This is a genomic window from Acidiphilium iwatense, assembly GCF_021556475.1.
GTDB lineage: Bacteria > Pseudomonadota > Alphaproteobacteria > Acetobacterales > Acetobacteraceae > Acidiphilium > Acidiphilium iwatense.
In genome coordinates this window covers 1-14,410 of sequence record NZ_JAKGBZ010000061.1, presented here as the reverse complement: position 1 = coordinate 14,410, position 14,410 = coordinate 1, and the positions used below count along the sequence as shown (strand labels likewise).

Here is a 14,410-nt window from a genome sequence, read left to right as displayed (position 1 = left end):
AACTTCTCAGACAGGAGACCGTCGCGTGAAGTGCGCCATCAACGGCGCCGCAAAATCAGCCGGAAATCACTACCGCAGAGCGGTTTTGTTCAATCCCCCCAGTCAAATGACGACACACCCTAGTGGATTGATCCCAACGTTTGGTGCCCTCGCCGGACGGCGGCGATAATTTCGCCGGGGTCTGCCTTCCAGACGAACGGTCGGGGGTCGCCATTGTGCTCCTTGATGAAGCGATTGATGGCGGCCTGCAGGTCGACGACGGAATGAAAGACACCGTTTTTCAGGCGTCGGCGAGTGAGTTTGGCAAAGAAACCCTCGACGGCGTTGAGCCACGAGCAGGACGTCGGGACGAAGTGGAAGGTCCAGCGTGGATGCCTGGCCAACCAGGCGCGGACCTTGGGCTGCTTGTGGGTGGCGTAATTGTCCAGGATGACGTGGATGGCCTTGTCCCTGGGCATTTCTGCCTCGATGGCGTTCAGGAAACGGATGAATTCCTGATGCCGGTGCCGCTGCATGTTGCGGCCGATCACCGACCCGTCGAGGATGTTGAGCGCGGCGAACAGGGTTGTGGTTCCGTTGCGCTTGTAATCATGGGTCATGGTGGCGCCGCGGCCCCGCTTCAGTGGCAGGCCGGGCTGGGTGCGGTCGAGCGCCTGGATCTGGCTCTTTTCATCGACCGACAGCACGATGGCGTGGGCCGGCGGGGACACATACAGCCCGACGACATCGTGCAGCTTCTCGGCGAAGGCCTTGTCGTTGGACAGCTTGAAGCTGCGCCAACGATGCGGTGCCAGACCGTGATCGTGCCAGATTTTCACCACCGATGATGCGGCGATATCTACGGCCTTGGCCATCGCGCGTACCGTCCAGTGCGTGGCCTCGTGGTCAGGCGGCTCCAGCGTCAGCTTGACGACCTTGTCGATCAGCGCCTTGTCGAGAGGGGCGATCCCCGGCGGCCGGCTCTTGTCTCTGAGCAAGCCATCCACGCCCTCGACCATGAAGCGTTCCTGCCAGCGCCAGACGCACGGCTTGGACTTGCCCGTCGCCGCCATGATCGCCTGCGTGCCCAGGCCCTGTGCCGTCAGCCCGCGAGCGAGAAGCGTAGGCTGCTGAATTTCCTACTTTCGAACTGCACCTGAAAGCACGGCGCGCTCACCGTCGAGTTCAAAGAACTCTTTGATATCCTTGCAGAAATCATCGCCAAGGCCACCCATCTCGAAGCGGCCGAAGGGATGGAATTTGCAAAATACGAGATATGGCTGGGGGACCTGGATTCGAACCAAGGCTGCCCGGGTCAGAGCCGGGAGTTCTACCGCTAAACTATCCCCCAATATCGGCCACGCACGGGCGTGCCGATCATGGCTGAGCCGGAGCTAGCACCAGCCTGTGCGCGAGGCAACCATCGTCGTGCGGGCCGCCGATTTTCGCGATGATGCAATTCTGACTTGCTCTCCGGCCATGGGTGCGGCCATTATATAAGGGTCATGGCAAGCGACGTAGCCCTGCCGATCCACCCGGTCAGCGGCCGGAGCACCACCGAGCGTCGCGGTGTCGACCGCTTTGCCTCGCCCCAACGCCGTACCCGGCCGCCGGCCTTCGCCGCCATCGATCTCGGCACCAATAATTGCCGCATGCTGGTGGGCGTGCCGAGCGGTCCGGCTTTCCACGTGCTCGACAGTTTCAGCCGGGTCGTCCGGCTCGGCGAGGGGCTGTATCGGACCGGCGTTCTTTCGGACTCCGCGATGGATCGCGCGGTCGACGCGCTGGCGATCTGTGCCGAGCGCCTCAAACGCTGGCAGGTCGCCGAAATCAGGGCGATCGCGACGGAAGCCTGCCGCCAAGCCGAGAACGGTGCCGATTTCGTCGCCCGCGCCCGTTCCGCCACCGGCTTGCCGCTGGAGACCATTTCGCCGCGCGAGGAGGTCGGTCTTGCCTTGGAAAGCTGCGCCTCGCTGATCAATCAGGCGGAACGCCGCGCCTTGCTGTTCGATATCGGCGGCGGTTCGACCGAACTCGCCTGGGTGCGGGTGCCTGGGATGGGCGCCGACTCGGACCGGAATTTGCCGCAGCTCATCGGCTATCACTCGATTCCGGTCGGCGTGGTGACCTTGTCCGAGCGTTGCGCCGGCTGGTGCGAAACCGAAGCCGGCTTCGCCGGGGTGGTGGACGAGGTGAAAGCCCTGCTTCGCCCGTTCGAGCAGATTCACCGAATCGGCCAGGAGATTCGCCAGGGCGGCGTGCGGCTGGTGGGCACCAGCGGCACCGTCACCACCATTGCCGGCATCGCGCTCAACCTCGATCGCTACCGGCGCGGCGCCATCGACGGTGCTGTGCTGCCCCGCGGGCAGGTGGCCGATGGCCTCGCGTCGATCTGCGCCATGGGCCGCGCCGGCCTTGCGCAGCACCCGTGCATCGGCCCCGACCGGGTCGATTTCGTGCTGCCCGGCTGCGCGATTTTCGCCGCCATCGAGGAAATGTGGCCGACCCAGGATCTCGCCGTGGCCGATCGCGGCCTGCGCGAGGGCATGCTGATGCGGATGATCCGCTCGGCACGCAGCCGGCATCGCCGCTATAACGCATAGCAACACGGATCATGACCGACGAGATTCCTCAGGGGCGCCGCACCGCCGTGCGGCTCAAAACCGCGCGCAAGCACAAACCCTCCTCGCAGCGCTGGCTGACCCGCCAGCTCAACGACCCTTATGTCGAGGCCGCCAAGGCGAAGGGTTATCGCTCGCGCGCGGCGTTCAAGCTGATCGAGTTGGACGAGAAATTCGGCCTGATCGGCCGGGCGAGCCGGGTGGTCGATCTGGGCGCGGCGCCGGGCGGCTGGACCCAGATCGCGCTGGAACGCGGTGCGGCGCGGGTGGTGGGCATCGACCTGCTGCCGATCGACCCGATCGCGGGGGCGACGCTCCTCCAGGGCGATTTCCAGGATGACGCGATGGAGGCGGCTTTGCGCACGGCGCTCGGTGGCAGGGCCGATCTCGTGCTGTCGGACATGGCGCCGAACACTACCGGCCATACCGCGACCGATCATCTCAGAATCATGGGGCTTGCCGAATTGGCGCTCGATTTCGCGTTCAAGACGCTGGAACCCGGCGGCGGATTCGTTACCAAGCTGTTTCAGGGAGGCGCGCAAGGCGGGATGCTGGCCCTGCTGAAGCAACGTTTTACCGCCGTGCGCCATGCCAAGCCCGCCGCCAGCCGGAAGGATAGCCGGGAATTATATCTGGTCGCGACCGGCTACCGGCCCGAGTGAAGGTTGCGTGCCAGTTCCACGCGGCAGGCTTCCGCGTCCGGCTCGCAATCCCGTGCCAGCCACCAGGCGCGAGCCGCGGCAAGCGCCTCGCCGACCGGTGGGCCCGGTTCGGCCCCCAGCGCCAGCGCGTCGCGGCCCTTGAGCGGGAAGATCGGACGCGGCGTCGCCGCGAGACGCGCGCGCAAGGATGTTCGGTCGGCATCGTCGGGCGTGAGCCAGGTGCGGCCGGTCAGGATGTCCGGCTCGGTGTCGGCCAGCGCGCGGCGCAGCGCGCCGATTTCGATATCGGGCGGCAGATCCGGCGCGATGCGCAGCGCGGCGAGGCGGGTCCGCTCGGCCTCTGACAGGCGCAGCCGCTCGGCGAGACCGGCGCCGTCGGTTTCGATCAATGCCGCGAGGCGCAGGATTGGATCGGGCGGTGCTTCGCGCGATAGGACCGCCTCGAATCGCGATAATGCTGCCGATTCGGGGAGAACGATGCCGAGAACGCCGGTTTGCACCATCAGGCGCAATGCCGTGCGCGGATCGGGCGTCGTCAAAATCTGTTTGAGTTCCTGCCAGACCCGCTCGGCGGAAAGCCGCGCCAGCCCCTTGCGCAACTCGGTGATGGCGGCGATCGCCGCGGCATCCGGCTGGCCGCGCCCATAGCGGGCGAAGAAGCGGAAGAACCGCAGGATGCGCAGATAATCCTCGGCGATCCGCACTGCGGCGACCCCGACGAACCGCACGATGCCGGTGGCAAGATCGGCGCGGCCGCCGAAACAGTCGAACACCGTACCCGCGCGGTCCATCGACATCGCGTTGATCGTGAAGTCGCGCCGTGCCGCGTCCGCGCGCCAGTCATCGGTGAACGAAACGGTCGCGCGGCGGCCATCGGTCGCCACATCGTGGCGCAGCGTGGTGATCTCGAAGCTCCTGCCGTCGATCAGCGCGGTGATGGTGCCGTGATCAAGGCCGGTCGGGATCGCGCGGATGCCGGCTTGCGCCAGGCGTTGCGCGACCGCCTCGGGTTCCAGCGGGACCGCAAGATCGATATCGGCGCATTCGCGCCCGGCGAGGATGTCGCGGACCGCGCCGCCGACGATCCGGGCTTCCGGCAGCGCATTCCAGAGGATTTCCAATCGCGGATCGTTCATCCGCGCTCTATGCCGGTTTTTTTGCCGGCGAGACAGTCGGGGGCGGCTGTGACCCGATCGGGATCGTCGTTATTGTGAAATTAATAAAGTTCTGTAATTATTTCGCATACGGCGGCCGTTTCACGGTTTTCCGTACCAAAACGGATTTTGCATCAGGGGAGTTTCATGTCCAATAATCTTCCGCGCCGGTTTTTGCCGGCCCTGTTTCTGTTGCCGATCGCCGGCTGCGCTTCGATCGTCGATGGCACCAATCAGACCTTATCCGTTCAGACCACGGCAGCGGGCCAATCTCTGGCGGGCGCTCAATGTGCGCTGAAAAGCAATAAAGGAACGTGGTTCGTCAATACGCCAGGCACGGTCACGGTGCATCGTGCCTATGACAATCTGAACATAAAATGCGCCAAGGCCGGGTATCAGCCTGGAATCGCGACCGTCGCATCTTCCACCAAGGGCATGGCCTTCGGTAATGTTCTCTTCGGCGGGGTGATCGGCGCGGGCGTGGATATGGCCGACGGTGCCGCCTACAATTACCCGAAACTGATCAAGGTGCCGATGCAGCCGGCTGTGACCGCCTCCGCCGCGCCGACGGCGGCCACGGTCAAGCCGGGCCAGCCGGTGGACTGATTTTCTATTCCGGCGCGCGCAGCGCCTCGGCGAGGCGGAACAGAATCCAGGCGGTCGCACCCCAGATCACGTGGTCGGGGTGCGGCCAGACCGGAAAATCCCGCGTCCCGCCGCGCCAGTGCGCGCGCCGCCATTCGGGCAGGGCGGGGTTGAGCAGGTCGCCGAGGCCGAGCGGGAAAATCGCCGCCACCTCGCCGGGCGATGCGGCAAATCGCGGCTGACCATGGACCAGTGCGGTAATCGGCGTGATATGAAATCCGGTGGCGATGATATAATCGTCGAGCCGGCCGAGAATTTCGACCGATACGGGATCGAGCCCGATCTCTTCCTCGGCTTCGCGCAAGGCGGCGGCCTCGTGCGAGGGGTCGGAGGGGTCGAGCGACCCGCCGGGCAGCGCCACCTGGCCGGCGTGATGGGCGAGATTCGCCGCCCGGCGGGTGAGCCATACGCCGCGCCGGGGCTCGATCGCGACCAGGACGGCGGCGACGCGCGCCGTACCGGCCGCCTGGCTGCGCGCCGCCCGGCCGGCAAGGCGGCGGCGCAGCTCCGCCTCGTCCATCAGCGCGGATGATTGATCCATTCAGCCGGCGCAGTGCGCGATTTCGCCAAGCGAGAAGAACATCCCCTGGCTCCAGACGCCGAGCACGCGCTTGCCGTAGCGCATTCCAGGCTCGGCGAGCGCGACCAGCTCATAATAGACCGCCCGGCTGATCCGTGCCTCGATCGGGAACGTGCCGGCGCCATCGCGCACATGCACATAGGGCGTCGGCTCGCAGGTCAGCAGGTCATGGGCCACGCGCAGCGGGTGGGCCGGGCCGGCGGTGATCACCTGATCGACATTGGTTCGGAAATGCAGAATCTGGGATGCTCCCTCGCCATGCCAGTCGAGCCCGACGGCGACGAAAGGGGCGTCCTCCACCTCGATGCGGCCCCGTTCGGCGGGCGTTTCGAGAAGGAACTGGCCCTCCTTGTCGCGCTTGAGCACGCTCGCGAACAGGCAGACCATGGATTTTCGGCCGATCGGGCTGCCGCGATACAGCCAGCTTCCATCCCGCCGGATCAGGAACGGCAGGTCGCCGCACTCGACCGGCACGCGCCGCGGCATCATGGATTGGATCATGCCGAGGCCGCGCGATGCCGGATCGAGCGGAATCAGCGTAATGCCGGCAGATTCGGCCTGCTGCGCCGTGCCGTTGTTCCCCATCCCGTTCTGCGTCATGGTGTCCTTGGCCCTATGGAATCCTGGTCGGCCGGCGGTACCGCAATGGTCGTTCACCGTCCCGGCCTCTATGTTCCGATCCGATCGTTCATACATGCGGATATAGGCAAGGGAAACATCGGGCGAAACCACACAGGCGATCACAAATGACCAGTATGTTGCAGAAAGATGTCGGCACCGCCGATCTCTCCGCGAGTGGAGACGTTCTCGCGCGGTTTGCCGCCGTCACGGCACGTCTGGCTTCGGCGCGGAGCGAGGTGCGGCGGGTGATTATCGGCCAGGACGCGGTGATCGACCAGTGCCTCGCCGCCCTGCTCGCCGGTGGCCACGCGCTGATCGTCGGTGTTCCGGGTCTCGGCAAGACCAAGCTGGTCGAGGCGCTGGCCGCGTCGCTCGGGCTTTCGACGCGGCGCATCCAATGCACGCCGGATCTGATGCCCGCCGACATATTGGGCAGCGAGGTGCTGGAACAGGCGGCGGACGGCACGCGCGGCTTCCGGTTCATCGAAGGCCCGGTCTTCACCGAATTGCTGATGGCAGACGAGATCAACCGCGCCAGTCCGCGCACCCAGTCCGCGCTGCTCCAGGCGATGGCCGAGCACCGGGTCGCGGTGGCCGGGCTGAATCGCGCGCTGCCGGCGCCGTTCCATGTGCTGGCGACCCAGAACCCGCTGGAGCAGGAAGGCACCTATCCGCTACCGGAAGCGCAGCTCGATCGGTTTCTGTTCGAAATCCGCATCGACTATCCGGCACTTGCCGACGAACGTGCGATGCTGCTCGCCACCACCGGCACCGACGAGGCCAGCGCCGCCGCCGCTCTCGGCCCGGATGATCTGCTCGCCGCCCAGCGCCTGGTGCGCGCCATGCCGGTGGGCGAGCTTGTGCTCGAAGCGATTCTTCGCCTGGTGCGCGGCGCGCGGCCGGAGACCGCGATCATTCCCGATCTTGCCGAAGCGCTCGCCTGGGGTCCCGGTCCGCGCGCGGCGCAGGCGCTGATGCTCTCCTGCCGCGCCCGCGCCTTGCTCGACGGACGCGAGGCGCCGAGCCTCGACGATGTGGCGGAACTCGCGGCTCCGGTGCTGCGTCATCGCATGGGATTGTCCTTTGCCGCGCGGGCCGAGGGCGTCGGGGTCGAGACGCTGATCGCGAGCGTGGTGGCCAAGGCACTTGGCTGACCCTGGGCCGGCCGGACGGACGATCGCAACGGCGGAATCCCTCGCCGCAACCCTTTCGCCATTGCTGCTTGCGGCCCAGCGCCTTGCCGCCAGCACGGCACCCGGCCGCCATGGCAGGCGGCGTGCAGGCGCGGGCGAGCAGTTCTGGCAATACCGCGACGTGCGCGACGGCGATTCGCTCCGCGCGATCGACTGGCGGCGCAGCGCGCGGGGCGACCGCCTCTATGTGCGCGAGCGCGAATGGGAATCGGTGGAGACCCTGGTGCTCGACATCGAAGATCATCCGGGGATGCGCTGGGGTTCGGCGCGGGGGCGGGAAACCAAATGGGAGCGCGCGGTTCTGCTCGGGCTGGCGGTCGCGGCCCTCGCCTTTGAGGGTGGCGAGCGCGTCGCGCTGTTCGGACGGATGCAGCCGGTCGGGGGACCGGGCGCGCTCGCGCGCCTTGCCGCCGGGCTTGCGTTGCCGACGACGGCAAAACCGGTTGCGGGCCGGCTCGCTTTGTTCGGCGATTTTCTCGATGAACCCGGCCTCATCGCCGCCGATCTCGCGTCGCGCGGCGCGACGGAGCGGGGTGGCGTGCTGGTTCAGGTGCTCGATCCCGCCGAATGCGATTTTCCCTATCGCGGCCGGGTACTGTTCGACGGTGCGGCGAGCGAGAAACCCGAAGATATCGCCCGCGCGGAGGATATCGCGAACGCCTATCACGCCCGGCTCACCGCGCAGCGCGACGCCGTGGTCGCGGCGGCGGAGGCTGCGCGGCTGATTCCGATTTTCCACCGCACCGATGCGCCGCCCGGCCCGGCGCTCGCCGCGATCCGCGCCGCGCTGGAGCCGGTCGCGTGACCGGCGCGCTGTCCTTCGCCGCTCCCGCCGTTCTGGCCGGGCTTCTGCTGCTGCCCGCGTTGTATTTTCTGCTCCGCGCGACGCCGCCCGCGCCGCGCCGGCAGGTCTTTCCGCCGCTGCGGCTGTTGCGCGAGATAGCGCCCACCGAGCGCAGCCCGGTGCGGATGCCGCTCTGGCTGCTGATCCTGCGCCTGCTGGTCGCTTCCCTCGTGATTCTCGGTTTCGCCGGACCGGAAATCGTCCCGCCGCGCCTGCTTCCCGGCACCGGCCCGATCCTGCTCGCCATCGACAATGGCTGGGCTGCGGCCGCCGATTTTCCGGCGCGGATCGCCGCCGCGCGGCGCATCGTCGAACAGGCCGGGCGTCGCGGCGTCGCGCTCCTTGCCACCGCGCCCGATGCAGCGGAGCAGAAGCCGCATGCGACCGGCGTGCTCACCCGCGCTCAGGCGTTGGCGGCACTCGGCGCGATGGACGCGGAACCCTGGCCGTCGGATCGCATTGCCGATCTGGCAGCGGTGCGCGCCGCGCGGACGCGCATCCATGATCTCACCGGCGTTTATGTCGCGGACGGGTTGGCGCAGCCGGGCCTGGGCAGGTTTATCGCCGCCCTCGATCCCGCGCGCATCGTCGCCGCGCCGGCGCGGGGAATTCGCCTGCTGAAACCGCCGCGCATCGCCCGTGACGGGGCGCTGATCGCCCGGCTCGCGGTGGTCGCCCAGCGCGATCGCGTGATCCAGCCGGTATTGGCGGAAAATGCCTCCGGCGGCGCGCTGGCGCGGGCGATCATCACGATCCGGCCCGGCAGCACGAAAGGGGAAGCCCGGATCGGCTTGCCGGCAGCACTCGCCAACAAGGTCGTGAAGCTCGTCCTGCCCGGCCGTCCGGCGCCGGGCGGGGTCGCATTGCTGGGGAGTGGCGCGCGCCGCGTCGTGGCCGGTCTGGTGGCGGGCGGGACGGCGAATCCCGAGCAGAAACTGCTCGGCGCACTCTATTATATCCGCCGCGCCCTGCCGTCCGGCGCTTCGGTACGCACGGGAACGGTCGAGCAACTTGCCGAATCGGGCGCGAGCACCATTATTCTCGCCGATGTAAGACTGCGTCCGCCCGAGATCGGCATGCTGCAGCGGTTTATGGACGATGGCGGCGTGGTGATCCGATTCGCCGGGCCGCTGACCGCGACGCGATCCGACGCGCTCGTGCCAGACCGGCTGTTGCGCGGCGTGCGCGCGCTTGGCGGCGCGCTGACCACGGGAAAACCCGAGGCGGTCGCGGGTTTCGCCCCCGCTTCGCCGCTCGCCGGCCTGCCCGCGCCGAAATCCGTCACGGTGACGCGGCAGATTCTGGCCGATCCAGCTTCGCTCGACCCCGCGACGGTCTGGGCGCGGCTCGCCGATGGAACTCCGATCATTCTGGGCGTGCGGCAGGGACGCGGCGTTCTGGCCGATGTGCTGACCACGGCGAATACGGCGTGGTCGGACTGGCCGATCGCCGCAGGTTTCCCGGCTCTGATCGGCCGGCTGGTCCGGCTCGGTATGGGAGAAGCACCGAAATCCGGCATGCTGAAACCGCTGCGCGCGCTGGACGGCGCGGGGCGCCTCGTCGTGCCCGGTTCGGCGGCGCAGCCGATCGAAGCCGCCGGTCTGGCCCAGGTTCCGGTCTCGCCCGCGCATCCGCCCGGCCTGTGGGGCAATGTGCACGGCGCGGTGGCGCTCGATATCGGCGGCCATGTGCCGCTGCCGGAAGCGGCGGATTATCCCGCGACCGTTCCGGTGACCGGGCTCGACGCGTTGCCGCGCGCCCGGCGGTTCGGTCCCGCGATCCTGGCCGCGGCGCTGTTGCTTCTCAGCGCCGATCTGCTGATTTCGCTGATCCTGCGCGGTGCGTTGCGATTGCGGGTCGCGGCGATCGGTGCTGTTCTTCTCCTGGCCTGGGGCGGTACTGCCCGCGCCGGCGAGATTCCCCCCGCCGCGCTCGCCACCACGCTCGCTTACGTGAAAACCGGCGATGCCGCGATCGATTCGGTAAGCAAGGCCGGCCTTGCAGCTCTGTCCGACACGGTGAACCAGGAGACGGCGGCACGGCTCGGGCCGCCGCGCGGTGTCGTGCCGGGGACCAGCAATCTGCAGCTTTACCCGCTGCTCTACTGGCCGGTCACCGGCGCCACCACCCCGCCCGGCAAGCATGCCTGCGCTGCGCTCGACGCTTTCATGGCCAGCGGCGGATTGCTGGTGATCGATACCGATGGCGGCGGAACGGATGAACAAGGCTCCGGCGCCGGGTTCGACCCCGGTGCAAGGGAGGCGCTGCGGCGCGTCACCGCCTGTCTTGCGATTCCGCCGCTCAAGAGGCTCACGGCCAACGACACCCTGGCCCACACGTTTTTCCTGACCCGGCATTTTCCCGGCCGTTTCGACGGCGCGCCGGTCTATATTGCGGCGAAAGGCGGCCGCGACGCCGACGGCGTCAGCCCGGTGGTGATCGGCGCCAATGACTGGGCCGGCGCCTGGGCGACCGACAGGGCGGGCGCGCCAATGCGCGCCATGCTGCCCGGCACGCCGGGCCAGCGGCTCCATGCCACCTGGTTCGGCATCAACCTTGTGATGTATGCGCTGACCGGCACCTATAAATCCGATCAGGTGCAGATCCCGGCAATCTTGCGCCGGCTGTCTCGGTGATCGGCCCCGTGACTTTCGATCCGCTGATCCCGGCTTGGCTTCTGGCCGTGCTCGCCACCCTCGCGGCGGCAATCGCGGCTGCTGGCGTCGCCCGCCGGGCGCGCGGCGCGGCGCTGCGGGCGCTCGGTCTCCTGTTCCTGGTTCTCGTGCTGGCCGGCCCACGCTGGCGCGAGCGCACCACCGCGCCATTGCCGGATATCGCCGTGATCGTCCGCGACCGCTCGTCCTCGATGGCGATCGGCGATCGGGAACACCTTGCCGATGCGGCGTTCCATCACCTCGTCCATACGCTGCCGAAATCAACCAGGCTTGTCGTGGCGAGCGTCGCGGGCAATGGGCATGACGGCACGCCGTTTTTCGCGGTGCTGCGCGATGCCCTGTCGTCGATCCCGCCCAAACGCCTCGCCGGGGTGGTGGCGATCAGTGACGGCGAAGTGACCGATAAACCGATCCCGCTGCCTTCGAACGTTCCGGTCTCGGCGCTGATTCCGGCGCGCGGCAACCAGACGGATCGGGCGCTCGCCCTGATCGACGCGCCGCATTACGGCCTGGTCGGCCATCATGTGGTGCTGCGCTTCGCGGTGAGCGATCATGGCATGGACGATCGCGGCATGAAGGTGCCGGTGCAAATCTCGATCGACGGCAAGACCGTCGCGCGGCTGCAGGCTCCGGCGGACCGGCCGGTTTCGGTAAAACTGCCGGTCACTCACGAGGGCGGCTCCGTGGTCACCATCGCGGCGGCAGAGCTGCCGGGCGAGGTTTCGGCGGTGAACGATCAGGCGGTGTTCACGCTGACCGGCGTGCGGCGGCGGCTGACCGTTCTCCTGGTTGCCGGCGGGCCGAATCCCGGCCTGCGCACCTGGCGGCTTCTGCTCAAATCCGACCCCGCCGTTCGGCTGGCCAATTTCACCATCCTTCGTCTGCCTTCCGAGGCTTTGGCGGCGCCCGTGCATGACATGTCGCTGATCCCGTTTCCGGTGGATCAGTTGTTCAACCGCGATCTTGGCAGGTTCGACCTCATCATCCTCGACCAGTTCAGCAATAACGGGCTTCTGCTGCCACCCTATCTCGCCAATATCGCGGCGCATGTGCGCGCGGGCGGCGCGCTGCTGATCGAGGCCGGGCCGGAATTCGAAGGGCCCGCCTCCCTCGCGGATTCGCCGCTGGAGCCGATTCTCCCGGCCCTGCCGGATGGCGCGGGCACGGTGACCGGCGGATTTACGCCCGCGTTCACCGCGACAGGGCGGCGCCATCCGGTCACCGCGCCGCTCATGCACGCGGCGATGGCGCCCTGGTATCGGTTCGAGAGCGCCCGACGCGTGCGCGGCGTCATTCTGCTCCGCACGCCCGGCGCCGACGGCGGAGCGCCGCTGCTTGTGCTCGCGCATGAAGGCAAGGGCCGGGTCGCGATGCTGCTGTCGGACCAATACTGGCTCTGGGCGCGTGGTGCTCTCGCCCATGACGAGGCGATGGCGGGGCCGGCCGAGCCCTTGCTGCGCCGCACCGTGCATTGGCTGCTGGGCGAACCGGCGCTCGCGGCGAGCCGGCTCACTGCGCATATTGCGGGAGGCCGGCTCACCGTCGAACGGCGTTCGCTGAAAGGCGGTGCGCCCGGTTCGGCGCAGGTGACCGATCCATCGGGCAAGTCCACGACGCTCGCCCTCCATCGCATCGCTCCCGGCCGGTTCACTGCGAGCATCCCGGCTGGCGCCGCCGGCGTGTGGCGGGTCAGCGCCGGCGGAATGACCGCCTATGCCGGTGCGGCGAATGACGATCCCGCCGAATACGCCGATCTCGCGGCGAGCGACCGGATTTTCGCGCCGCTCGCGCGGCGATCGGGCGGGCGCATCGTCTGGCTCGGCCGCACGCCCAAGCCGGGCTGGGGCGGGCTGCTGCACCGCCGCCGCGCGCGGCTGGTCACCGGCGCGCGCGATATTCCGCTGCTTCCCGCGTTGCCGGCGGCGATTCTGGCTTTCGTCCTGATCGCCCTGGCCTGGTGGCGCGAACGGTAGTTTACGCCGCCGTGATCGTGTTGCGAAACAGGCTGCGTCCCGTGCTGTCGATGAAATCGAGGCCGATCGCATCCTTCGTTGCCGCGCAGGCGAGAAACCCGTGCGCACCGGAGACGAACCCCGTGCGGCTCGCCGGGCCCGGCGTATAGGTCTCGGACCCCGCGCCGGTGGTGACATAGGCGATGCCGCCCATCTCGACATACTGCATCGTGTGGTCGTGGCCGTTGATATAGAGCTTCACCCGATGCCGGCGCAGCAGAGGCTCGATCGCCGCGATCAGGTCCGGCTGGTCGTGCCCGGCGCCGCCGAGCGTCGTGTAGATCGGATGATGGCCGATCACGATTTTCCAGCGCGCCGTCGAGCGGCCGAGCGCGGTATCGAGCCATTCGCGCTGGGCGTGCGGATTCTGCCCCTCAATACGCGTGGAGGTGCCGAGATATTTACGGATGAACGGTGAGGTATCGAGATAGAAAATCTCCGCGTCGCTCCGGTCCGGCAGGGTTTTGGTGCGGGTGTAATAACGGGCGGGCAGATGCCAGCGATGCGACAGCTTCGAATAGTCGATCTGCGCCTCGACATCGCCGCGATAATCGTGATTGCCGAGAATGACGTGCCAGGGGCGCTGCAGCGCGGCTTCGGAATAGACATCCTCGAAGCTGCTCCGCCATTGCGGATCGTGAATGCTCGTCACGCCGCTTTCGTAGAAATTATCCCCGGCGGAGACGATGAATCGCGGGTCGGATTCCGCCGCCGCGGCTGCCATCGCCCGGCCCACCGCGATTTGATGATGCGCGCCGTGACGGCCCCAGTCGCCGATTACGAAAAATCCGAGTTTCTGGTCCGCGGCGGCGGCGGCCACGGCAGGCGTCGCAGCCAGGAGCGAGGCTGCGCCGATCTGGGCCGAGCCTTCAAGGAAGCAGCGGCGGGAAATCGGGTCATGATCGGCTGGCATGAGACAACTCCTCGGTTTGCCGGCCTGCTCTATCGCCGGTCCGATTGGTTGTCATATGACAATTCGGCGTCGGACGGGCAGCCCAAAAAGGGCGGATGATTGCCGGATCGTGACGACTTTCAGTCGGTCACGCTCCAGCCTTTGTTTGGGCGAGCAATTTCATGGCTTTGCGGATCGCTTCGTGATTCCGCTTAAAGCCATATTGCTCTAGCAGCGTGTCGGACTTAACGCGACGCGGAAGTGTCTGGTAGGGTCGAGCGTGGATCGATCATCTTTCACCCCGGACCTCCTGCGCATGAGCAACTTCCGCCCGATTGACCGCGATACGGACTTCCTGATGCCGCGGTCGGTGGACGAGTGGTTGCCGGAGCGGCACCTGGCACGGTTTGTGGTCGAGGTGGTGGGTGGATTTGATTTGCGGGCGATGACCGGCCGCTATCGTGGCTCGGGTCAGGCATCCTACCACCCTCAAATCCTGCTTGGCATTATCATCTACGGTTATGCCACCGGG

Annotated in this window: 11 protein-coding genes, 1 tRNA gene and 2 pseudogenes; 8 read left to right on the top strand and 6 right to left on the bottom strand. The window is 67.5% G+C overall.

What is annotated here, in order from left to right; genetic code table 11:
• Positions 1-119: 119 nt before the first annotated feature.
• A pseudogene (locus L2A60_RS18175) lies at positions 120-1,085 on the bottom strand (IS630 family transposase); the annotation flags it as partial.
• A gap of 171 nt (positions 1,086-1,256) precedes the next feature.
• Positions 1,257-1,330 (bottom strand) — tRNA-Gln (locus L2A60_RS18170).
• A gap of 154 nt (positions 1,331-1,484) precedes the next feature.
• On the opposite strand from L2A60_RS18170, the gene L2A60_RS18165 reads away from it, so the two are divergent.
• Both L2A60_RS18165 and L2A60_RS18160 read left to right on the top strand, forming a co-directional pair.
• On the top strand, positions 1,485-2,582 hold the full coding sequence (locus L2A60_RS18165; protein WP_235705866.1) for a Ppx/GppA phosphatase family protein: 1,098 nt from the start codon (positions 1,485-1,487) through the stop codon (positions 2,580-2,582).
• Positions 2,583-2,593: 11 nt separating this feature from the next.
• Complete coding sequence (locus tag L2A60_RS18160; protein WP_235705861.1) at positions 2,594-3,262, top strand: RlmE family RNA methyltransferase; 669 nt, start codon at positions 2,594-2,596, stop codon at positions 3,260-3,262.
• Here the strand turns inward: L2A60_RS18160 and L2A60_RS18155 are convergent.
• Positions 3,247-4,398 (bottom strand): CCA tRNA nucleotidyltransferase, encoded by a 1,152-nt coding sequence (locus L2A60_RS18155; RefSeq protein WP_235705859.1) that lies wholly within the window; start codon positions 4,396-4,398, stop codon positions 3,247-3,249. The two genes, L2A60_RS18160 and L2A60_RS18155, sit on opposite strands and share 16 nt — an antisense overlap.
• A 210-nt stretch (positions 4,399-4,608) precedes the next feature.
• Between L2A60_RS18155 and L2A60_RS18150 the strand changes: the two genes are divergently transcribed.
• A complete protein-coding gene (locus tag L2A60_RS18150; protein ID WP_235705857.1) occupies positions 4,609-5,022 on the top strand; it encodes a hypothetical protein in 414 nt (137 codons plus the stop codon).
• Between the two features lie 4 nt (positions 5,023-5,026).
• On the opposite strand, the gene L2A60_RS18145 is transcribed toward L2A60_RS18150, so the two are convergent.
• Positions 5,027-5,602: an NUDIX hydrolase gene (locus L2A60_RS18145; RefSeq protein WP_235705855.1), complete on the bottom strand. Its 576-nt coding sequence runs from the start codon at positions 5,600-5,602 to the stop codon at positions 5,027-5,029.
• The gene (locus L2A60_RS18140; protein ID WP_235705868.1) at positions 5,603-6,142 is read right to left on the bottom strand and encodes a DUF1285 domain-containing protein; all 540 of its coding nucleotides are present in this window, start codon (positions 6,140-6,142) and stop codon (positions 5,603-5,605) included.
• A gap of 245 nt (positions 6,143-6,387) precedes the next feature.
• Between L2A60_RS18140 and L2A60_RS18135 the strand changes: the two genes are divergently transcribed.
• The 4 genes from L2A60_RS18135 to L2A60_RS18120 are packed head-to-tail and all read left to right on the top strand — an operon-like array spanning position 6,388 to position 12,947.
• Positions 6,388-7,416 carry an AAA family ATPase gene (locus L2A60_RS18135; RefSeq protein ID WP_235705854.1) on the top strand — a complete coding sequence of 343 codons (1,029 nt, stop codon included), beginning with the start codon at positions 6,388-6,390 and terminating at the stop codon, positions 7,414-7,416.
• Entirely contained in the window at positions 7,409-8,260 is an 852-nt protein-coding gene (locus L2A60_RS18130) for a DUF58 domain-containing protein (protein ID WP_235705853.1), read from the top strand. The genes L2A60_RS18135 and L2A60_RS18130 overlap by 8 nt, the downstream gene beginning before the upstream one ends.
• Positions 8,257-10,935: a DUF4159 domain-containing protein gene (locus L2A60_RS18125; RefSeq protein ID WP_235705852.1), complete on the top strand. Its 2,679-nt coding sequence runs from the start codon at positions 8,257-8,259 to the stop codon at positions 10,933-10,935. The genes L2A60_RS18130 and L2A60_RS18125 overlap by 4 nt, the downstream gene beginning before the upstream one ends.
• Positions 10,932-12,947 carry a hypothetical protein gene (locus tag L2A60_RS18120; protein WP_235705851.1) on the top strand — a complete coding sequence of 672 codons (2,016 nt, stop codon included), beginning with the start codon at positions 10,932-10,934 and terminating at the stop codon, positions 12,945-12,947. Before L2A60_RS18125 ends, L2A60_RS18120 begins: the two co-directional genes overlap by 4 nt.
• 1 nt (position 12,948) lies before the next feature.
• On the opposite strand, the gene L2A60_RS18115 is transcribed toward L2A60_RS18120, so the two are convergent.
• A complete protein-coding gene (locus L2A60_RS18115) occupies positions 12,949-13,899 on the bottom strand; it encodes a metallophosphoesterase (RefSeq protein WP_235705850.1) in 951 nt (316 codons plus the stop codon).
• A 295-nt stretch (positions 13,900-14,194) separates the two neighbouring features.
• On the opposite strand from L2A60_RS18115, the pseudogene L2A60_RS18110 reads away from it, so the two are divergent.
• A pseudogene (locus L2A60_RS18110) lies at positions 14,195-14,410 on the top strand (IS5/IS1182 family transposase); the annotation flags it as partial.

Excerpts from the sequence above, each read along its gene's own strand:
- L2A60_RS18165 (WP_235705866.1), top strand. The coding sequence starts at position 1,485 with ATGGCAAGCGACGTAGCCCTGCCGATCCACCCGGTCAGCGGCCGGAGC.
- L2A60_RS18160 (WP_235705861.1), top strand. The coding sequence starts at position 2,594 with ATGACCGACGAGATTCCTCAGGGGCGCCGCACCGCCGTGCGGCTCAAA.
- L2A60_RS18155 (WP_235705859.1), bottom strand. The coding sequence starts at position 4,398 with ATGAACGATCCGCGATTGGAAATCCTCTGGAATGCGCTGCCGGAAGCC.
- L2A60_RS18145 (WP_235705855.1), bottom strand. The coding sequence starts at position 5,602 with ATGGATCAATCATCCGCGCTGATGGACGAGGCGGAGCTGCGCCGCCGC.
- L2A60_RS18140 (WP_235705868.1), bottom strand. The coding sequence starts at position 6,142 with ATGATCCAATCCATGATGCCGCGGCGCGTGCCGGTCGAGTGCGGCGAC.
- L2A60_RS18135 (WP_235705854.1), top strand. The coding sequence starts at position 6,388 with ATGACCAGTATGTTGCAGAAAGATGTCGGCACCGCCGATCTCTCCGCG.
- L2A60_RS18115 (WP_235705850.1), bottom strand. The coding sequence starts at position 13,899 with ATGCCAGCCGATCATGACCCGATTTCCCGCCGCTGCTTCCTTGAAGGC.